This window comes from Casimicrobium huifangae (assembly GCF_009746125.1).
GTDB classification, from domain to species: Bacteria; Pseudomonadota; Gammaproteobacteria; order Burkholderiales; family Casimicrobiaceae; genus Casimicrobium; species Casimicrobium huifangae.
Map to the genome: position 1 here is coordinate 240082 of NZ_CP041352.1, position 23814 is coordinate 263895.

Consider the following 23814-nt stretch of genomic DNA (forward strand, 5'->3'; position numbering starts at 1 on the left):
AACTGTTACTGCTGCATAGTGTGCGCACAAGCTGGCGCCGAAATGGCGGCGTCAGCGCCTGGTAGCAAGTAATCTATTTCTCGCCGCCTGATGGCGCCTCGATGGGCCGTGGTACTGCGCTTGGCAGGATGGAATCGGACGCAGTCGCGCTGCTGCCTAGACACGCGACGATTTCCGCAACGACTGCGCTTGGTCGATCGCGATACGATTCCACAACATGGTGCGCAGTTTCCCGGTATAGGGGGTGGCGATACTCGTACAGCTGCCGTAATCTCGCAAGCGGATCGGTCACCATCAACAGAGGGCGATCACGATTACGGCGTACGCGCTCGAAAGACGTCTCGGGCGAGGAGTGCAGATAGAACGTGGTGCCGCGCGAGCGCAACACACGTCTGCTGTCCGCGTAAAGTACTGCACCGCCACCCGTGCCCAGCACCAGGCCATCTCGCCGCGTCAGTTCGTCAATCATCGCTGCTTCCCGTGCCCGGAATGCGGCTTCGCCTTCGATCTCAAATATTGTTGAGACACTAACTCCCGTGCGGCGCTCAAGTTCGTGGTCCGAGTCGATAAATGGCAAACCAAGTCGCTTGGCAAGCATCTGGCCGATGGTTGTCTTGCCAGACCCCATCAGGCCAATCAGGAATACGTTCCGGGAGTTCAAGGTGCGCGCCGTTAGCATGAGCCCAAAAAAAAGCGCGGCTTGGCCGCGCTTTTTGCCAGACCGTATTAGATCAGTTCACAGTACCAGTCGAGTCCGTGATGATTCGCGGCGTCAGGAAGATCAACAGTTCCTGCTTGTCGGTGCCGCGATTGGTTCTTTTGAAGAGGTTGCCCACCGCCGGCAGATCGCCCAGGACTGGTACCTTGTCTGTCGAGTCAGTGATCACTTCTTCATAGATTCCACCCAACACAGCCGTATCCCCGTTGTTGACAATCACCTTGGTCGATACGCGGCGCGTATTGACGATCGGACTGCCATCCTGAAAGCCCGCGATTGAGTCTTTGGTGACATCCACATCAAGAATTACGCGGCCATCCGGCGTGATTTGTGGCGTTACGTCAAGACCAAGTACAGCGCGAATAGTGACGACGGACGACTGGCCACCGACGCCACCGGACACGCGTAACTTGAATTCCTGACCTTGAGAAATCGAAGACTTAGTGTTGTTGGTGGCAACCACTCGGGGGCTGGAAATTACCTTCCCACGGTTCGCCGCCTCAGCTGCGGAAAGCTCGAGATTGACCAGATTGCCATTGCCAAGATTGAGAAAAGTCATCGCCAAGGTGCCCGCTGGATTGCTAACCGGCAGGTTCACGTTGTAGGGCACGGAGTTGATGTACTCCCCGGTCAAAGCTCCGGTCTGAGTGTCAGGTTTGATGCGCCAGTAGTAGCTGGATGGCGAAAAGCCAGTCGCTATGCCTGTGCCAGGTACGTTGGCCTGATTAGGGTCCGCAATCGGGGTGCCGGTGATGCCAATGTTGCGGCCATTGTTGTACACGCCGGCACCGATGCCGAAGCGGGCCCCGAGCTGACGGCTGAATTTGTCATCCGCAATGACGACCCGAGCCTCAATCAATACTTGTTTGACCGAGATGTCAATCCTCTGGATGAGAGCACGTACTTCTGCCAACTTCGCTGGCGTGTCTTGTACTATGACCATGTTTGTGCGCGCATCAATTGTCGCGCTACCTCGTTTGGAGAGTACCCCTCCACCACTACCACCCGAGGAGGCGCCGCTTTGCCCCCCTCCTCCCGCACCTGGTAGCAACATCCGGCGCACATCATCAGCCTTCTGGTAATTCAACTGGAAAATCTCGGTGCGCAACGGCTCAATATCAGCAACCTGAGCTTTCGCCTCCAGTTCCTGCTTCTCCTTAAGTGCCAACTCTTCTTTGGGGGCGATCCAGACTACATTGCCGTTCTTCCGCATGTCCAGCGAACGAGCCTGCATGACCAGATCAAGTGCCTGATCCCAAGGTACGTCCTTCAACCGCAAGGTCACATTGCCGGTAACTGTGTCCGACACGATGATGTTGAGCCCGGTAAAGTCACCGATTACCTGCAACACCGACCGCACAGCGATGTCCTGGAAATTCAGTGACAGCTTCTCCCCCTTGTAACCCGGCCGCGATCCCTGTGTCAGCTTGTTCGGGTCTTCGACAATCGGCTTGACCTCGATGATCAATCGGTTGTCCGTCTGATAAGCCGAATGCTCCCACAGGCCTTTGGGCTCAATAACCATGCGGGTGTTGTTGCCCTGAGTGAATGTATCGACCAGCACTACAGGGGTGCCGAAGTCCGATACGTCCAGTTTGCGCTCCAGATTGCGCGGCACCTGGGTGCGCAGGAAGTCAACGATCAATACCTTGCCTTGCGGTTTGATGTCGATGCCAGAATTCGCATCCGACAAGTCGACGATCACCCGACCTTCGCCAGCCTGACCACGGCGAAAGTCGACATCACGCAACGCGAACGTTGCACCTTCGGTCTTGGTCGACGCCGTGAATCGCCCGGTCTCTGGCGCTGAGTCAGTGACGGCCGTGCCCGGCGCGTCAAACAGAGTGACGGCAAACTTGTTGCCTTCCGACTTCACCTCATACGATTGAGACTTGACAAGATTGAGCACGACGCGGGTACGCCCTTGAGCTTGCACCACGTTGTAGCTTCGCAGCACCGAGTCGGTCACTTCATTGGTCGCCTTGCCAACACTCGTCGTATTTGCGAAGTCGAGCACAAGCCGGGGCGGTGTCGCGATTGCGAAGACCGATGGCGCCGCCGCCAACGGCGTTTTCAGCGCGAAAGTGAGTGTCGTGCGTCCAGCGGCGCCCTTGGCGACCGCGACATCCTCAATGACGTTCTGTGCCGATGCCGCTGTACTTAGCGCGAAAGCACCCCACAATGCCATGACGAACGACGCCCGGCTCCCTTTGCGAAACGCACGCAATAGTTGAGTGACGTTCATTTCTTTTGCTCCCGCTCTTGCAGCATGATCTTCGTTTGACGCTCGGCCCAGTCACCTGCGCCATCCTGAAACAGTTCTTTCAAATTGATCTCGCCCTCGGAGATGGTGGTGATTACCCCGAAGTTCTGTCCGACATAGTTCCCTTGCCGCACCTGGAAGACCCGGTTGTCATTGGCCTTGATCAGGCCGATCATCGCTTGCCCCTTTTGCAGGGTGCCAACCATCTTCAACGTCTCCAGCGGGAAGGCTTCCAGGGCCTCCTTGCGTCGGGTCATGTCGGGTCCGCGTGCCCCTTTTCCGGTTTCAATCTTTCGCGGCTTGAAGGGATCCGCCTGGTCGAAAGCGTTGTAGGTAAACGCTTCGTAGGGACGCATTGCAGGGATGGGTTCAATCTTGCCGCGTGATGCAGCCCCCTGATCTTTCATCCATGCTCGCAGGTCATCGTCTTCGCCACCGCCGCAGCCGGCGAGTAGCAGGATGACCGCTGCGCACAGTCCCCCGGTAAGCAAGCGAGCATTCATTTCTTCGGCGCCTTCTGCGCATCCTTGGCCTTGCGCTGGGCGGCGACTTCCTCGTCGTCGAGGTAGCGGAAGGTCTTGGCCACGGCCTCCATGGTGAGCACCATGTCCTTCGGATCCTTGTTCGTAATCGCGATGTCGTTCAGCGTAACGATGCGCGAAAGCTGCGAAACATCGCTGGCAAACGCGCCAATGTCGTGGTAATTGCCAGTGACACGCACATCGACCGGCAGCTCGGCGTAGAAGTCCTGTAGCCGCTCCTGGCTAGGTTTGAAGAGTTCAAACTGCAAGCCGCGACCCAGACCCGCCTGGTTGATGTCGGAAAGCAAAGCGTCCATCTCGCTCTTGCTGGGCAACTGGCGCAACAAGGCGCCAAACTGCTGCTCAACTTCTTTTAACTGCTGGATGTGAAGATCGAGATTGATCGCCTGTGCTTTTTTTGCTGTGTATTCCTGACGCAGCGTTTGTTCCTGGTTTTGTTTGCCCTCGAGTTCCTCGTACTGTGGCATCCACCCGAAATAAGCAGCAGCGCCAAGCAACACCAGAATCAGCAGCAAGACCGCTGCAATCTTTGCCGGGAGAGGCCAGACCCCGATGTCACGCGGGTTCAGGCGTCGGATTTCGTCTAAAGTCATAGCTGCGCCCTATTTCGTGATTGCCTGCATGACCTTTTCGCGCGAACTCGGCGCCGCTGGCGTTGCGGCGGTCGCAGGCGTCGGGCCGGCCTTGGCGGGGGCCTCGATACCCTTAAGGCTGATGTTGAGGCTGAATTCGTTGGTGCGCTGCTGGTTTTTGTCGTTCACCGCCTTGATCTCCACCAGCTCGGCGTTTTGCAGGTAAGGCGATGATTCAAGGTTGCGCATTAATGTGGAAACCCGTGCGTTTGACTGCGCAAGCCCGATCAGATTGATTTTTTGACCGTTCTGCTTGACTGCTTTCAGGTACACCCCATCCGGCAGTTGGCGCACCAACTGGTCAAGCAGTTTTACCGATGCGCTTCGGTTGACCTGCAGGGTCTCGACGACCTGCTTGCGGGCCAGCAGCGCGGCGGTCTGATCCTTCAGTTTTTTGATTTCGTCAATCTGCTCGGTGAGCTTCTTGTTCTCGGCAACCAGCAGATCGTTGCGGCGCTGTTGTGATGCGATGCGCTCATCGAGATAGAGTTTGCCGACATACCAGAGGGCCGCAACCCCGATCACGGTGCCAATCAGGATGAGATTGAATTCGCGCTTGCGCAGCGCGCGTTTCGCCGCGCGGTGCGGCAGCAGGTTGATGCGAATCATGCGTCAAACCTCCGCATTGCGAGACCGCAGGCAACGAGCAGCGCTGGCGCATCAGCCGCCAGCTGACGCGACTTCACACCCGGACTTAAGCCCATCTCTGAAAAGGGGTTGGCAACTGAGGCAACCACGTTGGTCCGTCGTGATACTGCATCGGCGAGGCCAGGGAGCGAAGCGCAACCACCGGCCAGCAACATGTAGTCAAGCTGGCCCTGCGCGCTGGAGGTCAGGAAGAACTGCAAAGCCCGCGCCGCTTCGATCGCCAAGGTATCAACATAGGGGCGCAGGACATCGTTGTCGTAGTTTGCCGGAAGATTGCCGGAACGCTTGGCTGCTTCGGCTTCTTCGTTGGTCATGTTGTAGGCCCGCTGGATTTCCTGCGTCAGCTGATTGCCACCAAAGGGGCTCTCGCGCATGAAAATCTGCTCGTCATTGCGGAAAACATAAAACCGCGTCGAGGTGGCGCCAACGTCCAGTACCCCGATGTTCTGGTCGATCCCTTTGCCGGGCAGCGCCTCCGCCATCAGTTCGTACGCGCTCATCACCGCCATCGCCTCGACGTCCATTACGGCAGGTTTGAGGCCGGCGGACTCCAGCGCAGCGACGCGATCCTCCACCTTTTCCCGGCGGGCGGCGGCGATCATCACCTCAACCTGGGTGTCATCGTTGGCAACCGGGCCGATAACCGCGTAGTCGAGGTTAACTTCGTCAAGTGCGAAAGGAATGTACTGATTCGCCTCGCCTTCTACCGCCTGCTCAAGATCGTCTTCCCGCTCGGTCGCTGGCAGCGTAATGCGCTTGGTGATCACCATACTGGTCGGAAGTGCCGCGGCAGCACCCTTTGTGCGCGAACCGAGCTTGCGCAACGCCCGCTCAATTGCCGCCCCGACCGCCTCAACATTGGCGATATTGCCGTCGGTGACCGAATCTCGCGGCAGAGGCTCAATCGTGTAACGACTGAGTTCGGGTTTTTGCCGAGTCCCCGCCAACTCGACCAGCTTCACCGAGGTGCTGCTGATGTCAACGCCGATGAGCGGGGTACTTTTTGCCCCAAATGCGCCCCGGAGCTGAGCCAAAAAATCTTTTTGCATTGAGAGTTTAGGCCACTTTTGTCGCCTGAAACTTTAAGTTGAGTGAGGAGTGTTGCATAAGGCTCGCGCCGTGGCAAGCCGTGCCCCGGATTTGGCAGCCTATAATCGGCGAAAAAAACAACATTGGCATAACAGCAGTCTTGCGGCGGCGACCTCGCGGCATGGCGGGAATAATCAGCCAGAATCAGCCTCCGGGGGAAATAAGGGACGTCAATGTTCAAGCGTTGGGTGGTGTACCTTGCTTCCGTATTGGGGGGGCTGCTGCTGGTAGGCGGCGTGCTCGGAACCCTTGTCTGGGCGTTGATCAGCGCCCGCTTGCCGTCGCTTGACGTCCTGACCGACTATCAGCCCAAGCTCCCGCTTCGCGTGCTGTCGGAGGAGGGCACGGTGCTGGCCGAGTTCGGCGAGGAGCGGCGCAGCATCGTCAAGCTGGCCGAGGTGCCGGTCCATGTCCGCCAGGCAATCCTCGCTGCGGAAGACGCCAATTTCTACGAGCACTCCGGCGTTGACTGGCTTGCCGCGCTGCGCGCTGCCTACACCAACACCATGGGCGGACCACGGTCTGGCGCCGGCACTATCACCATGCAGGTGGCCCGCAATTTCTTCCTCACGCGGGAACGTTCCGGGGTTGCCGGTTACCTGAGAAAAGCCAATGAGGTAGTGCTCACTTTCAAAATTGAGCGCGACCTGACTAAAGATCAGATTCTTGAGCTGTACATCAACCAGATCTACCTGGGGCAGCGGGCGTATGGTTTCGCCGCGGCTGCCAAGGCGTATTACGGCAAGCCGCTGGAAAAAGTCACCGTCGCTGAAGCTGCCATGCTGGCCGGGCTGCCCAAGGCCCCATCGTCGTTCAATCCTTTCGTCAACCCGAAGCGGGCTGCCCTGCGTCAGCAATACGTGCTGCGCCGGATGCACGAGCTGGACTATCTGAACGACGCCAACTACAAGGCGGCGCTCGCGGCCCCGCCGACGCTCAAGACTGACACTGGGCCTACCGTCCATTCCGAGTACCTGAACGAGATGGTTCGCCAGTTCGTGTTCGATCTGGTGGGGGAAACCGCCTATACACGCGGGCTTTCGGTCACCACCACCATCAAGGCACGCGATCAGGAGGCGGCCTACCAGGCGCTTCGCCGTGGCGTCCTGGACTACGAGCGGCGGCAGGCGTTCCGCGGCCCCGAAGGTTACGTCGAACTGCCGGCGCCGCCGAAAGACGGCAAGGAGACGAAAGAGTCAAAGGAAGCCCTCGCCGAAGCAATCGAAACCGCGTTCTCGCAGTTTCCCGACGCCGATGACCTGCTGACCGCCGTCGTGCTCGAAGCCAGTCCGAAGCGTGTGATCATCACCCGTGGCGAAGGCGAAACCTACACCCTGGAAGGCGAGGCGATCCGCTTCGTGCGCAATGCGCTGGCCGAAAACGCCTCGTCCGGCGAGCGCCTGCGCCGCGGCGCCGTGCTGCGCATGACGCAGGATGAAAAGGGCGCCCCGCGCCTGACGCAACTGCCACAGGTGGAAGCGGCACTGGTGGCACTGGATCCGAACGACGGCGCCGTGCGCAGCCTGGTCGGCGGCTTCGATTTCGGTAAAAACCAGTACAACCACGTCACTCAGGCGAGCCGGCAACCCGGTTCCTCGTTCAAGCCGTTCATCTATTCGGCGGCGCTGGAGAAGGGCATTACCTCGACTACCGTCATCAACGACGCGCCTTTGTTCTTCCCGGCCGCGCAGACTGGCGGCGAGGATTGGGAGCCAAAAAACTACGACGGCAAATTCGAAGGCCCGATGCGGGTGCGTACCGCACTGGCGAAATCGAAGAACATGGTCTCCATCCGTGTGCTGCGCTCGATCGGGCCGAGCTACGCCCAGGACTACATCACCAAGTTCGGCTTTGACCCGAAGCAACACCCGGCCTATCTGACGCTCGCGCTTGGCGCAGGCCAGACCAATCCAATGCAGATGGCCGCCGCGTACTCGGTGTTCGCCAACGGTGGCTACCGCGTCAAGCCCTACTTCATCAAGAAGATCGTCGATCCGAAGGGCACCGTCATCTTCGAAGAATCGCCGGTGGTGGCGGGCAAGGACGCCGAGCAGGCGATCGACCCGCGTAACGCCTTCATCATGACCACCATGCTGCGCGACGTGGTGCGCGCCGGCACCGCCGCCAAGGCGATGGCGCTAGGCCGTGGCGATCTGGCTGGCAAGACGGGCACCACCAACGACAGCGTGGACGCCTGGTTCGCCGGATTCAATCAGTCGCTGGTGGGCGTCGCCTGGGTTGGCTTCGACCAGCCGAAGTCGCTTGGCGAACGCGAGACCGGTGGCGGCGTTGCGCTGCCGATCTGGATCAACTACATGAAGACGGCGCTGAAAGGCGTGCCGGAAATCCCGCTCAAGCCGCCGGGCGGCGTGGTCAGCGCCACGGTCAGCGGCGACGGCGAGGGGCTGGTGGATACTGGTGCGGTGTCGGACTGGTTCTACTCCGAGTTCCCACCGCGCCGCTTTGTCGATCCGCTCACCGGCAACGAAGGCGGTCGCAGCAAGCAGGACGAAGAGGTGCGGCAGCAGCTGTTCTGACAGGCGCCAAAGCCTCGTCCACGCGGCGCCTGCCCGATCCCTATGGCCCACGAACGCGCTACGCTGGCGGCGACGGCCGCCCGCATCATTGTCGAATCCGAGCTGACCGACTGGGCGCTGGCGCGCCGCAAGGCAGCGGCCGAACTCGGGCTCGCCGCACACGGCACGCCACAGCCCTCCGACGCCGAAATCATCGCCGAAATCCAGACTTGGCAAGCGCTTTACGGCGGCGCGGAGTGGGTGGCCCAACTGCGGGCGCAGCGCGAGTACGCGCTGGAGGCGATGCAGGCCTTGCAGCGCTTCAATCCGGCACTGGTTGGCCCGGTGGCCGAGGGCTGGGCGCATGCCGGCAGCGAAATCCGCATCGAGCTGACACCCGACAACCCCAAAGAAGTCGAGTACGCGTTGATCGACCTCGACGTCGAGTTCACGCCGCATCTCGGTCGCGATGGCGTGGCGCAGTACGAAATCGTCGATGGCGACTGGCCGATGCGGCTGGTCGTGCGCGAAGGCGGGCGCGCGCCCGACCCACGCCACAAGCATCGTCTCAGCGGCTCGCAACTGCAGCAGCTTTTGCGCTAAAGCCCTATTTGAAAAGGGCTCAGGGCCTCAAACGGCAATAGTCGACTATTGCCGTTTCTTGCCCATACGCCATATGCCGCCGTAGCTCCGCTGAAAAGCTGACTATCGTCCTGTGCTGACGAAGCCGCAGCCGAACAAATCGTTACAAACGATAAGGCGATGAAACCGCTTGTTTTGCGCTGCCGCGAGTCCATGTAGCGGTCAGGCGCTGAAGAGCGTTTCTTCCTCCTCATCACATTCAGCAAGGAATCAGGACATGAAAAAGATCGTGAAATCCGCCCTCATTGCATCCACGCTCATCGCGGCCGGCGCCAGCCTCGCCCACGACGGCCCGATGGGTGGCGACGGCATGCACAAGGGCATGGGGCCGATGGGCCAGGGCATGGGCATGCAGCGCCAGCCGGTCGACATCGCCAAAATTTTGAACCTCGACGCCGCCCGCGCCGACAAGGTCAACGCCATCCTCGCCGACGAACGCAAGGAGCGTCAAGCGCTGTGGGAGTCGCGCAAGACCGCCGGCCATGACGACGCCAGCAAGCAGGCCTTCCGCGACAAGATGATCGCCCTGCGCGACAGTACCAAGACCAAATTGACCGCAGTGCTCACTGCCGATGAACTGCAGAAGCTGCGTGACGCTACCGCCGGGCACCGCATGCATCGTGGCCACGGGCCGCAGCCGCAGGGTGGCGAACACAAGCACGGCTAACCGCGCACGACCCAGTCACCAACCCCGGCCGCTTCACGGCGCCCGGGGTTTTTTGTTGCCAGCAGCAACTGCGTGATCGTCCGCGAACACACTTTCTTACAAACCAGCTGGTCCAATCGCGGCTTTTTTCCGTCGTCGAGCGTTCAAATAGTCACCAAGGCAATCAGCGCTACCCAACCCCCTTACTCTGACCGGCAGCGCTCCGTTTCATCAAGAACCGCGTGACGGAAGTCACCACGCCAACGAAAGAGAGACCGCAATGAAACTGTTCAAGACCACCCTCATCGCAGCAGCATTGCTTGCTACCGGCGCCGCATTCGCAGGCCCTGGCGGCATGGGCATGCATCAGCCGGGCGAGCGCATCGTCAAGATTCTCAATCTCGATGCCAACCGCGCGGCACAGGTGACCGCCATCATGACCGACGCGCAGAACCAGCGCCGTACCGTGTTCGAGTCGATGAAAGGCAAGCGCGGCGATCCGGCCGCCCGCGAAGCCGCCCACGCACAGATGAAAGCCATCGGCGACGGCACCAAGGCCAAGCTTGCGCAAGTGCTGACCCCGGACGAAATGGCCAAACTGAAGGAAGCACGCAAGGCGATGCGCGGCCACGGACCCGCCCGCGGCTAGACGACAACGCCAAAAGGAAAAAGGCAAGCCCGCAAGGCTTGCCTTTTTTGCGCGCGGCGCGCGCGTTAGCGGTTGGTGCGCATGCCGCAGTGCAGGTTCAGATAATCGCGAATGCTGTCCCAATCCGCTCGCGTTGCGCTTGGGCTGAAGGTGATGCCGTTGGTGACCGCCGTGCCGGTGAGGCCCATCGCCGCGCGCGAGAACAGCAGGCCGTCGGTGGTCGCCAATATTGCACCATCGCCGTCAATGTCCATTGTGCAGCGGGCGCCAGTGTAGGCATCGCCCTGAAACCGGTTCACGCAAAAGTCGTAGTTGGCGCCCGTTGATGCCGAGCAAACGGATGCAACGATGATGCCGCCATCGGCCTCCAGCGCAACTGCGCTGCCCAGGCTCACTCCGCCACTTGGCGCGAAGATGAATTTGCCGTTGCCGCTGCCAGCGATGTCAAAACTCGCGTCAAGCTCGCCGTATGAATCAAGGCGTGCCAGACAGAGCTTGGTTCGCGCCTCGGCGGCGACATAGCAGCCGCCGACCACAACGATTTTTCCATCCGGTGCGAGGGCACTGGCGTAGGCGCTGCTGCCATCGGCGGAGACAGCGAAGCTGAACTTGCCACTTCCCGCTGCACCTGGGCCGCGGAACGAGTTGTCGAGCCCGGGAATGTTGGGGTTTTTGCGCAGGAAGCAGAACTCACGGACGCTCGAGGCGTTGTCACACTCGCCAACGACCACCACCTTGCCGTCGGGTTGAAAGTGTGCAGACGACACCATGTCAGTGCTGGGACCAATAGCGGTGGTCGTTCCCAGCGCGTTATTGGTGCCGTTGTGATTGAAGCCTTCAAAGCAGAAGTCATCGCTGCATCCGCCGACAACATAGAAGCTGTTGTCTGGCGTGAGCAAAATCGAATTTCCGTAATCCACTCCAGCCGTGCGGCTCTTGATGAACCGGCCGTTGCTGGACAAATTGGGGCCCACCAGTGTGCTGTCCCACGCGCCGGTCGGCGTGAAGCGCGCCACACAAAACTCGGTGCTGGCACCTTCGACACAAGCCCCGGCCACGATGATGCGACCATCTGCCAGAAGCGCCATCGACCGCAGGATGTCGTTGCCGAGCCCTATCGCGATGTGGAAACGGCCAGCGCCGGTGCCATTCGGCCCGACAAACGTCGGGTCGAGCGCTCCTGCGCTGGAATATCGTGCGAGGCAAAAATTCCTTTTGCCGCCGCTGGCTGCACTGTCACACGTCCCGGCAACCACAATCTTGCCGTCCGGTTGAATGGCAATGGCCAGTATGTTGTCGTTCCCCGGACCGATGAACGTGAGCAGCTTGCCGGTGCTGTTGAAGCTGGTGTCGAGCGAGCCGTCTTTGTTGAGGCGAACGATGCAGACGTAATAGAACGAGGGGTTCTTGCAGGCGCCGGCGACCACGATTTTTCCATCGGGCTGAATGGCCACCGCCGACGGTTGATCGTCGGTGGTGTTCGACGGGGTGAAGTAGATCGCACCGTGCGCTGCGGCAAACGCCGCGTCGTGCCCCCCAGGCATGGCGTGAGTGCGTGTGAGCAGCGTGAGCGAAAGCAACAGCAACGAAACAAATCGAAGCAGCTTCATCGTTTTGAACCCTCATTTATTTGGCGCCGCAGCGAGGCTGACGCCTTGATTTCTGGTCTATCCAGGCGGAAAGACGAAGTGCCTTGTCCGTTTGCGCCAGGCGCCGGCTCTTTAGTGAAGCCAGCAGCAAACCACCTCAGCGCCGCTGTTCTGCCCGCCACGTCGCTACGGGATCACCATCGCGCATTGCGTCACCAGATAGGTGCGGATCGCAGCCCAGTTTGAACGCAGCGCGTTGGGCGCAAACGTGATGCCGCTGGTCACCGCGCTGCCCGTCATGCCCAGCGCGATGCGCGCATGCATGAGTGAATCGGTCGTTGCCGACACCACACCGTCGCCGTCGATATCAAGCGAACAGTTGCGCGCCTCCGACGGGAAACCGTGGTAGCGCGCCACCAGAAAATCGCCTTTGGTACTGTCTCCTGACTGCGCCTGTGGTGCCGCCAGCACTACCTTGCCATCGGGTTGCATGACGGCTGCGCTCCAGCCACGCGCTTGGCCGTCGATATACCAGCTACCGGCCAGCGGCGAAATCATAGCGGCAACAAGTGCGCCAGCAGGGGAGTAGTAGAACGCCCTGCGGCCATCAATACCAGCGCCTGGATTGGACCACCCGGCCAGAACAAAGCTGCCGTCAAAAGCCAGCGCGAGTCCACCGGAAAGGGTCTCGTACGACGTCGTTCCGCCGGGGCCAAAGACGCCCCGGTGGCGAACGACGCGTCCAGCGTGCCGTCCGGGTTGTAACGCGCACCGCAAGTCGCTGAACCGCACTCCGCACCGACCAGAATCTTGCCGTTGTGCAGCAGCGCCAGGCTGTAGGCGCGATTGTGCATGCTGGCCACCGCCTGGGTCACGACACGGCCGCTTCCACCGCCGAAGGTTCCGTCGAGCGCAGTGCCATTGGCAAGAAAGCGGGCGACACAAATGTTGTCATACGTACCCGCGTCGCAATAGCCCGCCGCCACGATTTTGCCGTCGGTCTGGATGGCAACCGCATTGGCGCCCTGATTGATGGCACCGCCGCCGAAGGAAGCCGTCACCATCCCTGTGGTGTTGAAAGTGGTGTCCAGTGTGCCGTTGGCATTGAGCCGGACAAGACAAAAGTCGGCCGCCGTCGGGCTCGCGAATCCCGTGCACACACCGGCCAGCACAATCTTGCCATCGGTTTGCAGTGCCACTGCTTTAGCAACATCGCCACCGCTGGTCACATTGGGCAAAGTCCAGCCCGCGCTGGTGCCGAATGCACTGTCGAGGCTGCCGTCGGCCATGAACCGGGCCGCGCACATGGTTGCGGTCAGGCCAACAATGCAGTTGCCCACCACCACAATCTTGCCATCCGGTTGCAACGCCGCACTGTAGGCTGTGAGAGTGGTGCTGGCCCGTGTCTCGTTGACTCGTCCGCCGATGCCGAAGCTGCTGTCGAGCGTCCCGTCCGTGTGATAACGCACCAGGCAGAAATTGTTGTCACAGGCGCCCACCACCACGATCTTGCCGTCGGGTTGCAGCATCATCGCGCGGGCACGGTCGTCACCGGCACCGGTACTCACCGCTGTCGAGACAAAGCCGACACCACCAAACGAGGTATCGAGGCTGCCCGGCGTTTGCGCCAGCGCGGCCGGCAATGGGCCGACCGTGAGCACGACCAGCATGAGACACCAGAAACTGCGGTTCGAGCGAATCAACATGATTGTCCGATCATCAAGAGCCTGTGCCGTGACACACGATAAGGCCACCTGCTCAGTTTGGTTGCAGCGTTACGGCAAAAGCATCCCGCAGTGTGTCACCAAAAAGTTGCGGATCGCCGTCCAGTTGCTTCGTGTTGCACCAGCAGCAAGATTACGCCGATGCCAATGAGCTTCCACCGAATTGGGCTGAAGCCAGTCCGTCGGAGGCGGCGCAGGACACTCCGACACTCGGCCTGAGGACGCCCATTTGCTGAAAGGACGTCCAATCCGGCGAAAACGCGCCAACGAGCAATCGTCAATTAACCATTTGTAACGTGGCTCCACCGGCGCGGTGGCGGCAGCGCATCGCCGGCTGCCTATACTCAGCGAAGTACGTTGCACCGTACAGTGTGCAGCGCAGCGCGGTAAGGAGCCTTGGACATGGCTGACATCTTCGCAGGTATCGACGGCACCACGCCAGACAAGTCGAAGGCGCGCCACATCATGGACCCCTTCGACAACGCGATGACCTTCATCGGCAAGTTGTATGAAGGCAGCGTCGCCAATGGCGGCAGAGCGGGTGCGCGCTATGACCCGGCGCAGCCCAACTACGACAAGCACTGGTTCGCCGGCCCTGATCTTGGTGGCTTCATGGTGCCGCAATGCGTGAGCTGGCCGATCGAATTCATCCTCAAGCGCCGCCGTGCGCTCGGCGGCAACCCGCGCATTACGGTAGCGGGCTACAGCCGTGGCGCGTACTCTGCATTGCGCGTCTGTCAGGCCCTGGGCAAGGCCGGCGTAACGGTCGATCAGCTGATCCTGATTGATTGCGTCAAGGTAACGCTTGGTTTGACCGAGGCGTCGATCGGTCAGATCATTGATCAATACGACGACAGCTTTGATACGGCAACGGAAGCCAAACGGCTCGGCCCGCAGTACGTCATCAGCCGCGGCGAGAAGAACGACGTCCGCTCTGTCCGCGTCGCCGACGCCTATGGTCGTCGCATGGAAAACGAGATCTACCGCGAGAACAGTGCGGCACGGCAAAAGGGTTCGTGGAACGCGGTGGACAATCCTGGCAGCTTCGTGGTGCCCGGCAACGTCAAGCACACCATCAGCATGCAACGCGATCCGGGAGTGTTGTCGCGCGACTGGACCATGGGCGTGTCTCCGGTGGAATCGGGTGGCTCGCTGTCGCGCAGATACTTCTTTCTTACTCACTCCGGCATGGGCGGCATGCCGTTCCGGGGTGATCTGCCGACCCGCGAAACGACCGCCGTGCGCGAATGGAAGGCTTGCCGTCTCGCAGCACAATGGCTGAAGAACCAGATTGCTGGCAGCGGCGCCTTCGGTTACTTCAAGCATCCGACACTTGAATCAGAGGAGCCACCGCAGTGGTGGCTCATGCATGATCGCATTCGCAGCCAGCAGGCGGACTATGACCGCATGTATCCGTCCGGCGGCTCAGCGACTGCCCCGATACCCGCATGGGAGCGCAAGGGCGGTTAGCGCTGGTCGCGGTGCTGTTGCCCGGTGTTCGCTTGCGCTGGCTGACATTGCCGCCTAGCATTGCGGGCAACAAAATCTGCGACCACACCGTTCCGGGGGTATCCGTCATGCGTAAACATCTGCTCGCGCTGGCACTGGCCAGCGTTTCCACGCTGGCACTGGCGGCTCCGTTTCAGAACGGCAGCTTCGAGACCGGGACACTGAACAATACCGGGTCGTTTGACACCCTGGCAACCGGCTCCACCGCAATTACCGGCTGGACTGTGATCGGCGATGGCATCGACTACATGGGGGCGGCCTGGACCGCCGCTGCCGGATCGCGCTCGATCGACACACTGTCCTGCGGTGTCAGCGGCGGCGTAAGCCAGACCTTCGACACCGTTGCCGGCGGCACTTACGTGGTCAGTCTTGCCCTGGCCGGCAACCCGGACGGCGGCGTCAAGACGCTGGTGGCTTCAGCCGCCAGCGCCACTGCAAACTTCACGTTCAACACGGCGGGCCGCAGCGGCTCCAATATGGGCTGGACCACCGTCAGCTTTGCCTTCATCGCCACGGGCAGTACAACGACACTGTCACTGCTCGGTGGGGTACAAGGTGGCGGCAACAGCTGTGCGGGCGCGGCGATTGACAACGTCAGCGTCACCCAGATTTCAGGCCCCGCAGCGGTGCAGTTGGGTGGCGGGTTGGGCGGAGCCGCTCTAATCGCAGCGGCAACCTGGCTGGGCCTGCGCCGCCGCCAGCGGCAAGGCTGACGGCAAGACGCACTGGTTGATGGCGACGGTGGCGCCGCCTGCGCCATCTTGCGCCGTGATCGCTCCTGCTCAGGGCAAGCAGGAGGCGCCGTGAGTTGCAGCAATCCATGCGAGGATCTGCTGCGCGTTGCGCGCATTCGGGTGCGCTGAATTTGCTGCGCCTGCTGTCAGCGCTGTGTCACTGAGCCCAATCAGGGCGCGCAGGATCAGCAATCCGTCGGTGGTGGCCAGCATCTGGCCATCGTTGTCAGCATCAAGGGCGACGGCCAGCAATAACCCCGCCAGATGGGCTTCGATCTGCGCGGTGTTGCGGGCCGGGTTGCTGCCGACCGCGCTGCCGGTCAGCGCTGCGCCGCGAAGCCCGAGCAGATAGCGCACGATCAGCAGGCCATCGGTGGCCGCGTCCACCGCCATGTTGCCATCGATGTTGAGCGTGCAGGCGGGCGGCGTGTAGGGGCCGCCTTCGAAGCGGGCCAGGCAGAAGGCGTCGGACGAGCCGCGATAGCAGTTGCCGGCCAGCAGCAGATAACCGTTGGTTTGTAGCGCTGCCGCGTAGGTGAGGTCACGTTCGTTGGCAATGCTCGGCTGAATGGCCTTGCCGCCCGAGCCCCAGGTGCCGTCAAGGCTGCCATCAGCAAGCAGCCGTGCGCTGCAGAACACGCCGGTGCCGGCCACCGATCCTGCCCGGCAGCGTCCGCCAAGCAATACCTTGCCGTCGGGCTGCACGAACACGGCATACGCGCCATCAAAATCGGAGTCGAACGCGAACAGCAGCTTGCCGCGATCCGCCAGCACCGGTGCAGCGGCGTTGAAGCCAGTGGCGTCGAGTGTGCCGTTGCTGTTGTAGCGGGCAACGCAATACCGGGTGATCGCGCCGGTGCTGAACGCGCCGCCCGTTGAGCATGCACCCGCGAGCACGATCTTGCCGTCCTGCTGGATCGCCACGGCCTTGGCGGCATCCTCATCGGTACTGATCGGGGTGATCACCTTGCCGACGCTGCCGAATGCGCTGTCCAGCGCGCCCGCTGTGGTGAGTCGCAACAGGCAGAACTCGGTGTTGGCGTTGTTCAGGCAGGAGCCCGCCACCACCAGTTTGCCGTCGCTTTGCTGCGCGGCGGCCATTGCGTAGGAGCTGTTGCCAATCGCTTCGATGCGGGTGCCGGGCAGCGTGCCGCCAGCGTTGAAGCTGGTGTCGAGGGTGCCGTCGCTGTTGTGGCGCGACAGGCACATCGCATTGGCAACCAGTGAAGCGCCACAGGAGCCAACGATCACAATCTTGTCATCCGCCTGCAGCATCAAGCCGGACGCCACGTTGTAGAACGGGCCGGGTGCGACGGTCGCCACGCCCGGCGTTGTGCCGCCGGCATTGAAACTGGTGTCGAGGCTGGCATCCGGCAGCAGGCGGACCACGCAAAAGTCGTAATAGCCCGACGTGAGATTGCTGCAGGTGCCGGCGACGATGATCTTCTGGTCGGGCTGCACCGCGACCATGCCAAACAGGCTCTGGCCCGGCGTCTCCTCAATGATCAGCTCACCCGCTTGCAGATCGGGTTGCAGGCCGCCTTGCGTTGCGTTCGGGTTGAACGTGAGATCCGGCGTGCCGTTCGGGTGGTAGCGCACCACGCAGAGTTTGCTGGTGCTGAGGCCGCTGCAACTGCCGGCCACGAGCACCTTGCCATCGGCCTGCACCGCCACCCCGCGCGCGTTGTCGGGGGCGGCAGATGAGCGACCGGGTTTCGCCAGCGCCTTGCCGCGATCACTGATGATGGGGTTGGCGGCGTTGAAGCCGCCGCTATCGAGATCGCCAGGGGCCGCGAGCAGGCTAGCGGCGTGTGCCGCCAGCAGCAACGCAACAAGTGCAAACGGCCAGCGACGGGCGGAGCGGCCAGCGCGACGAGCGCAAAAGGCTTGCATGTTTCATGTCCTCAGCGCCCCCGCGTTGGTACAAGCCAATAGTATCGCTGCTTTGCGGCGGTTTGCCACAGCTGCCCATCAGGGCAGGCAATCGGTGCCGTGCGTCGTGCGGATCCAGTCCAGCACTTGTGTCGCGTTGCGTACGTTCGGGTGCTGTGCGTTGCTCGCGCCTGCCGTCAGCGCGGTGCCGCTCAACCCCAGCAAGGCCCGCACGACCAGCAAGCCGTCGGTGATGGCGCGTGGCTGGCCGTCGTTGTCGGCATCGAGCGCTCCGCCAGTCAACAAACCGGCGAGATGAGTCTCGATCTGCGCCGCATTGCGTCCGGGGCTGACGCCAGTCGCGCCGGTCACCAGCGCCGTGCCGCGCAGCCCGAGCAGATAGCGCGTCACCAGCAGGCCGTCGGTGGCTGCGTCCACCACCGGGTTGGCGTCAATGTTCAGCGTGCACGCGGGCACCGGCACCGGGCCACCCTTGAAGCGGGCGAGGCAGAACTGTTCCGGTGCACCGCGAAAGCAGTTCCCCGCCACTACGATGTCACCGTCCGGCTGCAACAGTGCAGCCACGGAAATGTCGCGCTGGTTGGCGACAGCGGCCACCGTCGCCTGGCCGCCGCTGCCGAACGTTGCGTCCAGACTGCCATCGGTGCTCAGGCGCAACAGGCAGAACACGCCGGTGCCCTGTGCCGGGTCGGCGTTGCAGCGGCCCACCAGCACCAGCTTGCCATCGCTTTGCACCAGCAGTGCATCGGCGCCATCGTAGGTGCTGGCGAAGGCCAGCAGCCGCTTGCCACGGTCGGCCGGTGCGGCGCTGGCGTTAAAGCCCGTGGTGTCGAGCGCGCCAGTGCTGAGGTAGCGGGCGACGCAGAACTTGGTCACGCCCGCGTTGGAGTAGGCCCAGTGCGTGCTGCAGGCGCCGGCCACCACGATCTTACCGTCCGCCTGCACCACCACGCCGGTGGCGGCGTCTTCGTCGCTGGCGATGGGGGTGATCACCTTGCCGCCGCTGCCGAACGACGCGCTGTCGAGCGCGCCTACGGTGGTCAGGCGAAACAGGCAGAAGTCGGACGTGCCGGCGTCATCGCAGCTGCCTGCCACCACCAGCTTGCCGTCGCTCTGCCGCGCCACGTCCGTTGCGTATGACGAATTGCCATCGCCGATGGTCTCGACGCGGGTGCCGGGCCGGGTGCCACTGGCGTTGAACGTGATGTCGAGCGTGCCATCGCTGTTGTGCCGGGAGATGCACATCGCGGTGGCCACGATGGTCACGCCGCAGGAGCCAACCAACACGATCTTGCCATCAGGCTGCAACAGCATCGCCCGAGCCGTGTTGTAGAAATTGCCCGGCGCCACCGTGGCCACACCCGGTGTGCTGCCGGCGGCGTTGAAGCTGGTGTCGAGCGTGGCATCGGCCAGCAGCCGCGCCACGCAGAAATCGTTGTAGCCGGTCGTTGCGTTGCCACAGGTACCGCCGACGATGATGCGGCCGTCAGGCTGCACTGCCAGCAAGGCCCCGTAGCCGGTGTTGGGCGCGGCCTCCAGGATCAGCTCGCCCGGCTGCAGATCAGGCTGGGTGCCGCCCTGCGTGGCATCGGGGTTGAAGGTGGTGTCGGCGCTGCCGTTGCTGTTGAAGCGCGCAATACAGAGCTTGCGCACAAATACGCCACGGCAATCACCCGCGATCAGCAGTTTGCCGTCGGTCTGTCGCGCCACACTCATCGCATGGTCCGCCTCGAACTGCGATCGGCCGATCTTTTCCACCACCTTGCCGCGGTTGCTCGGCACCGGGTCGCTGCTGTTGAAGCCGGTGACGTCAAGATCACCGGGCGCAGCAAAAGCGGTGCGGGTCAGTGCGAGCAACAGCACGCAGGCGAACCGTGCGACGAATGCGGGCGTCCGCGAACGCATCGCACGCGGCGCGCATTCCCGCTCATACACGCGCGCGCTTGCTGGCGATGCCTCGTCAGTGGTCAGGCCTGATGTTCGTTGTCTCATCTCCGTGGCTCCGGTTGCGGCGGCGTGTGCTCTGGCGCAATTGTCAACGGCGAACGCCGTCGCGATCACAGCCCACTGCCTGCCAGAAGCAATTACGGATTTCCGTGCGATGACGCGACATCCGTGCGAGACGGGCACGATATCGCAGCGTCGAAAGTCTCCTCAAGTGAGGCAGTGGCTCAACAGTGGAACCCGCATGCGCTATGGGCTTAAATGCCGAAAAGCCTGAAAGTCGACTTCAGCCGATTTCGATAGCCGAGCCCAATGTCGATGAGCATTTCAATTGAAAGCCAATGCGCGCAACGGCACGCTACGGTAAGCAGGCCACGCCGTGCGTGGATTCGATCCAGGTGAGGATTTGCTGCGCGTTGCGCGCATTCGGATGCGCCGTGTTCACCGCACCCGCGGTCAGCGCATCACCGGTGAGCCCGAGCATCGCGCGCAGGATCAGCAAGCCATCAGTCATCGCCAGCGACTGGCCGTCGCCGTCGGCGTCGAGGTTGAGTGAGGCAAGGTGGCTTTCTAACGCCTGGCCAGTGCGGGTTGGGTTTTGGCCGAGTGCGCCGGTCGTGAGCGCGTCACCGCGCAGGCCGAGGAGATAGCGGGTGAGCAGGAGGGAGTCGGTCGCAGTGTCAATCGCCTGATTCGCATCGGCGTTAAGAGCGCACGTTAGCGGGTTGTAGGGGCCGCCTTTCAGGCGGGAGGCACAAAACTCCAACCCGAGATAGATGCTAAAGCCCGGAATGAGTGTCTGATAGTTGTCGCAATATCCGACCACGACGACCTTCCCGTCTGGAGCCGCAGCTAACGCCGTTGCATAATCCAGCCCCTGACCAACGCGATAACTGGCGAGTCCGCCAAGGCCGAATGCCGCATCTGGCGTTCCGTCAGACGAAAATCGGGCAACACAGAATTGGAGACTGAGAGTCGCGCCTTCGCATTGCCAAAACACCAGATAGTTGTTTCCGTCAGTTGTTGCACCGGCGAACGGCGGATTCGCTGCGCGACCGACAAATGAGCGTACAACGCCACCCTGACCAAACGACGCGTCCGGCGTTCCGTCTGGCAGCACACGATAGAGACACAAACCCGTCAACGAATCACTGTTGCGCGCACAGTGCGTCGCGAAGACGAGCTTGTGGTCGGGTTGCTCAGTTGCGAAAACTGCATCGAGTGTCTGCCCGGCTAACGCGACGATTAGTCCACCGTTCGCGCCGAAAGTCGGGTCCGGTTGACCGTCCCCGAGCAGGCGAACAGCACAGAGGTCACCACCATAAACCGATCCGCCGCAGTAGCCCGAAATCACCAATTTTCCGTCTGCTTGAACGAGCCCGTGCCGCGCATAGTCAATGCCGCTCGAGACGCCCAAGGCAACGGGCACGCCAGATCCATATGTCGCATCCAGCGATCCATCGTTCATCAGCCGCGCGGGACAAAGGCGGTTGCCTGTCGCGCTGGAAAAACAAGTGCCAATGACCAACCACTTGTGATCGGCGGTTTCGATCAATTGAGTGATCGATATGTTTGGTGCGTTTGCGATAGGCCCGACCTTGCCGCCAACTCCGAACGTAGGATCCAACGCGCCGGAGGAATCGTAGCGCGCCAAACATGATGACCAGACCGACCACAACGCGATGAGGCACGGGCCGGCAATGACTATCTTGCCGTCTGATGCCACGACGATGGCATTGCCAGATGCGTCGCCGTCTAGAGTTGTCCGCACCGTGCCCGCGCTACCAAACGCAGGATCAGGTGTGCCGTCGGTACGCAAACGCGCCAGACATAGCTCCCGCCTGGTGTTTTGAGTCGTCTGGCAATTTCCGGCCAACACGAGTTTTCCGTCAGACTGAACAGCGACGGCCCCCGCGACGTCCGCTCGCGGCGTCACCGGAATAATCGATGCTCCGCCGATCCCAAACGTCGGATCAAGCTGGCCCGGCGCGGCAACGGATGTGCCGCTCAACAGCAGACACGCAAACGCGGCCCAAACGCTCGCAATGAAGCGACTGCGGCAAAGCGCAGGGCGTCGAAAATGCAGGGAGTTGAAGGGCATGCTTGGTGCGCCAGGGCGGAGTCAGGGGCTCAATCAGTGTATCCAAGCCTTGGCGATGACGAAGCGGCTTTTCGTCGAAAGCGTCATTCGGTTGGGGTGCGCAGTCGCTTCTGGCGAAAGTCGCTCTGAATCGTCTTGTCCCACCCCTCAACGTAGCGCAGGTGCGTCCCTCTTTTCTGCAGAGGCGCGGACGTCAGACAGCCGTGGTCAGGGCAAGCAGGCCACGCCGTGCGTGGATTCAATCCAGGTGAGGATTTGTTGCGCGTTGCGCGCATTCGGATGCGCCGTGTTCACCGCACCCGCGATGAGCGCATCACCCGTGAGCCCGAGCATTGCGCGCAGGATCAGCAGGCCATCAGTCATCGCCAGCGACTGGCCGTCGCCGTCGGCGTCCAGCTTGCCCTGCGCCAGCAGGTCAGCGAGGTAGCTCTCAATCTCGGCGTTGCTGCGACCGGGGTTGGGGCCGACAGCGCCGTTGGTGAGGGCGGTGCCGCGCAGGCCGAGGAGGTAGCGTGCAATCATTTGCCCGTCGCTTACGGCGGCGAGCGCACCGTTCGCATCGCCGTTCAGGGAACAGGTCATCGGATCGTAAGGACCACCACGCAACCGCGCCATACACGCATTCCACTGCGTCGTTTGCGCGCTGTCCAGGCACTGACCAAACAGACTGGGGCGATCGAATTGATCGAGCCTCATGGCCCCGGCACGTTGATGGTTTGAGTCGACACTACCGTTCACCCAAACCGGGAATGCAAGGGAAAATCCATTGGCACCGAAATCCACGTCCGTTGCGCCGTTGGACATCCAGCGTCGTAGGCACCACTTCGCAAAATACGAGTTTCCAGTAATTCCCTCGCATGTCGCGAAGGCCAGTATGCGCCCAGACCTGTCAACGTCCAGGGAACGAACATGACCGGCGCCTCCAGCACCACCCGTAGCAACACCATTGACGCCGAACGCTGTAATTGGAATGCCTGCGTTGTCCAGTTTCACAACGCTGATCACACTGGCATCTCCCACGCCGAAGAGCGTTGAACCATCCAGCAATCGCTTGGCACTCGTCGTGGCAAGACCGTTGCCGTAGACCTTCGTGTATTGAAAGCCATTCACGCCAAATCCAAGATCAAGACTGGCCGACGAAAGACTGAATCGTCCGATGCAAAGCTCGAACGAGTAGCCGACAGATGACTGCGGGTGACACCAGCCAGCTTGTAGATAGTGGGTTGGAGTGGCTCTCGCAAGGGCGCCACCAAGCAACACCGTATTTGCGAACGATGCATCGAATTGGCCCGGTGCGTTCCATTTGCGGACCGCTCCCTGCGTACAGCTGAAACACTGGACATTGACGAGAATGTCGTTGCTTGCCATCTCGGCGGAGCCACCTGCGAAGAAGGTGCCGGCAAGCGATGCGTCGAACGGTGATGTACCTCCGACACCGAAGGTAGTGTCAACATTGCCACTCATCGGGTCAAATCGCGTGAGGCAAATGAACATTTGGCCAGTGCCAGTCTCGCACGAAGTCACCAGGACAATGCCGGCCGTTGTCACGAGCGCTTCCGAGCCGCCATACTGCCCACGAATCAGAGGTGCGAGCGCAACGCCGTTGTCGCCAAACGTAGTATCACGCGTCCTCGGGTCGATCCAGCGCTCAATGCAAATTCGGCGCACCCCACCTACTTCACACGAACTAAACGCATAGTTCCAACCCCCGGCATTGGCTATCGCCAGCACACCGGACGAAGACGTTCCAAGGTTCCACTCAAAAAATCCATTGGGTGCGAAGGCTTTGTCCAAATCGCCGGGTGTAGCCCATCCGGAGCACACCTGAAGTTCTGCTAACACCAAAACGAACGCACGTAACCAACAGCGCAGTTTCGGTGACCATCCCACTCGGTGAGACATTTTCATTTGCGTGTGGTGAGACTCACCGAGCGGAGTTGTTTGTCAGCGAAAGCATAGCGCGGTCAAGTAGTAG

19 protein-coding genes are annotated in these 23814 nt (G+C 61.5%); 6 read left to right on the plus strand and 13 right to left on the minus strand.

Going from position 1 to position 23814, the window contains the following annotated elements; translation table 11 throughout:
• Nucleotides 1–73 precede the first annotated feature (73 nt).
• Genes FKL89_RS01105 through FKL89_RS01130 form a run of 6 tightly spaced genes read right to left on the minus strand, consistent with a single transcriptional unit; the run spans nt 74 to nt 5837 of the window.
• Entirely contained in the window at nt 74–679 is a 606-nt protein-coding gene (locus tag FKL89_RS01105) for a shikimate kinase (protein WP_156860884.1), read from the minus strand.
• A gap of 52 nt (nt 680–731) precedes the next feature.
• Complete coding sequence (locus FKL89_RS01110) at nt 732–2963, minus strand: type IV pilus secretin PilQ (protein ID WP_156860885.1); 2232 nt, start codon at nt 2961–2963, stop codon at nt 732–734.
• Nucleotides 2960–3484: a pilus assembly protein PilP gene (locus FKL89_RS01115; protein ID WP_156860886.1), complete on the minus strand. Its 525-nt coding sequence runs from the start codon at nt 3482–3484 to the stop codon at nt 2960–2962. Before FKL89_RS01115 ends, FKL89_RS01110 begins: the two co-directional genes overlap by 4 nt.
• Nucleotides 3481–4116: a type IV pilus inner membrane component PilO gene (locus FKL89_RS01120; RefSeq protein WP_156860887.1), complete on the minus strand. Its 636-nt coding sequence runs from the start codon at nt 4114–4116 to the stop codon at nt 3481–3483. Before FKL89_RS01120 ends, FKL89_RS01115 begins: the two co-directional genes overlap by 4 nt.
• Before the next feature lie 9 nt (nt 4117–4125).
• Nucleotides 4126–4764: a PilN domain-containing protein gene (locus FKL89_RS01125; RefSeq protein WP_156860888.1), complete on the minus strand. Its 639-nt coding sequence runs from the start codon at nt 4762–4764 to the stop codon at nt 4126–4128.
• Nucleotides 4761–5837 (minus strand): pilus assembly protein PilM, encoded by a 1077-nt coding sequence (locus tag FKL89_RS01130; RefSeq protein ID WP_238363450.1) that lies wholly within the window; start codon nt 5835–5837, stop codon nt 4761–4763. The genes FKL89_RS01125 and FKL89_RS01130 overlap by 4 nt, the downstream gene beginning before the upstream one ends.
• 228 nt (nt 5838–6065) lie before the next feature.
• Here FKL89_RS01130 and FKL89_RS01135 point away from each other — a divergent pair, with 228 nt between their 5' ends.
• The 4 genes from FKL89_RS01135 to FKL89_RS01150 all read left to right on the plus strand — a co-directional run bounded on the left by FKL89_RS01135 (nt 6066) and on the right by FKL89_RS01150 (nt 10345).
• Nucleotides 6066–8429 carry a penicillin-binding protein 1A gene (locus FKL89_RS01135; protein WP_156860890.1) on the plus strand — a complete coding sequence of 788 codons (2364 nt, stop codon included), beginning with the start codon at nt 6066–6068 and terminating at the stop codon, nt 8427–8429.
• Between the two features lie 42 nt (nt 8430–8471).
• The gene (locus tag FKL89_RS01140; protein WP_156860891.1) at nt 8472–9011 is read left to right on the plus strand and encodes a hypothetical protein; all 540 of its coding nucleotides are present in this window, start codon (nt 8472–8474) and stop codon (nt 9009–9011) included.
• A gap of 256 nt (nt 9012–9267) precedes the next feature.
• On the plus strand, nt 9268–9717 hold the full coding sequence (locus FKL89_RS01145) for a hypothetical protein (protein WP_156860892.1): 450 nt from the start codon (nt 9268–9270) through the stop codon (nt 9715–9717).
• Between the two features lie 259 nt (nt 9718–9976).
• Entirely contained in the window at nt 9977–10345 is a 369-nt protein-coding gene (locus tag FKL89_RS01150) for a hypothetical protein (protein WP_156860893.1), read from the plus strand.
• 65 nt (nt 10346–10410) lie between these two features.
• Here FKL89_RS01150 and FKL89_RS01155 read toward each other — a convergent pair whose 3' ends face one another.
• The 3 genes from FKL89_RS01155 to FKL89_RS01165 form a co-directional block, all read right to left on the minus strand.
• On the minus strand, nt 10411–11955 hold the full coding sequence (locus tag FKL89_RS01155) for a hypothetical protein (protein WP_156860894.1): 1545 nt from the start codon (nt 11953–11955) through the stop codon (nt 10411–10413).
• A 165-nt stretch (nt 11956–12120) separates the two neighbouring features.
• Complete coding sequence (locus tag FKL89_RS01160) at nt 12121–12492, minus strand: hypothetical protein (RefSeq protein ID WP_156860895.1); 372 nt, start codon at nt 12490–12492, stop codon at nt 12121–12123.
• Complete coding sequence (locus FKL89_RS01165) at nt 12489–13640, minus strand: delta-60 repeat domain-containing protein (RefSeq protein WP_156860896.1); 1152 nt, start codon at nt 13638–13640, stop codon at nt 12489–12491. Before FKL89_RS01165 ends, FKL89_RS01160 begins: the two co-directional genes overlap by 4 nt.
• Nucleotides 13641–14060: 420 nt before the next feature.
• Here FKL89_RS01165 and FKL89_RS01170 point away from each other — a divergent pair, with 420 nt between their 5' ends.
• Both FKL89_RS01170 and FKL89_RS01175 read left to right on the plus strand, forming a co-directional pair.
• On the plus strand, nt 14061–15128 hold the full coding sequence (locus tag FKL89_RS01170; protein WP_156860897.1) for a hypothetical protein: 1068 nt from the start codon (nt 14061–14063) through the stop codon (nt 15126–15128).
• Between the two features lie 107 nt (nt 15129–15235).
• Entirely contained in the window at nt 15236–15880 is a 645-nt protein-coding gene (locus FKL89_RS01175) for a choice-of-anchor C family protein (RefSeq protein ID WP_162527352.1), read from the plus strand.
• 69 nt (nt 15881–15949) lie between these two features.
• Here FKL89_RS01175 and FKL89_RS01180 read toward each other — a convergent pair whose 3' ends face one another.
• The 4 genes from FKL89_RS01180 to FKL89_RS01195 form a co-directional block, all read right to left on the minus strand.
• Nucleotides 15950–17794 (minus strand): NHL repeat-containing protein, encoded by a 1845-nt coding sequence (locus FKL89_RS01180; protein ID WP_156860899.1) that lies wholly within the window; start codon nt 17792–17794, stop codon nt 15950–15952.
• Between the two features lie 78 nt (nt 17795–17872).
• Complete coding sequence (locus FKL89_RS01185; RefSeq protein ID WP_156860900.1) at nt 17873–19786, minus strand: hypothetical protein; 1914 nt, start codon at nt 19784–19786, stop codon at nt 17873–17875.
• Between the two features lie 310 nt (nt 19787–20096).
• A complete protein-coding gene (locus FKL89_RS01190) occupies nt 20097–21839 on the minus strand; it encodes a delta-60 repeat domain-containing protein (RefSeq protein ID WP_156860901.1) in 1743 nt (580 codons plus the stop codon).
• A 207-nt stretch (nt 21840–22046) separates the two neighbouring features.
• The gene (locus FKL89_RS01195; RefSeq protein WP_156860902.1) at nt 22047–23747 is read right to left on the minus strand and encodes a hypothetical protein; all 1701 of its coding nucleotides are present in this window, start codon (nt 23745–23747) and stop codon (nt 22047–22049) included.
• Nucleotides 23748–23814 lie beyond the last annotated feature (67 nt).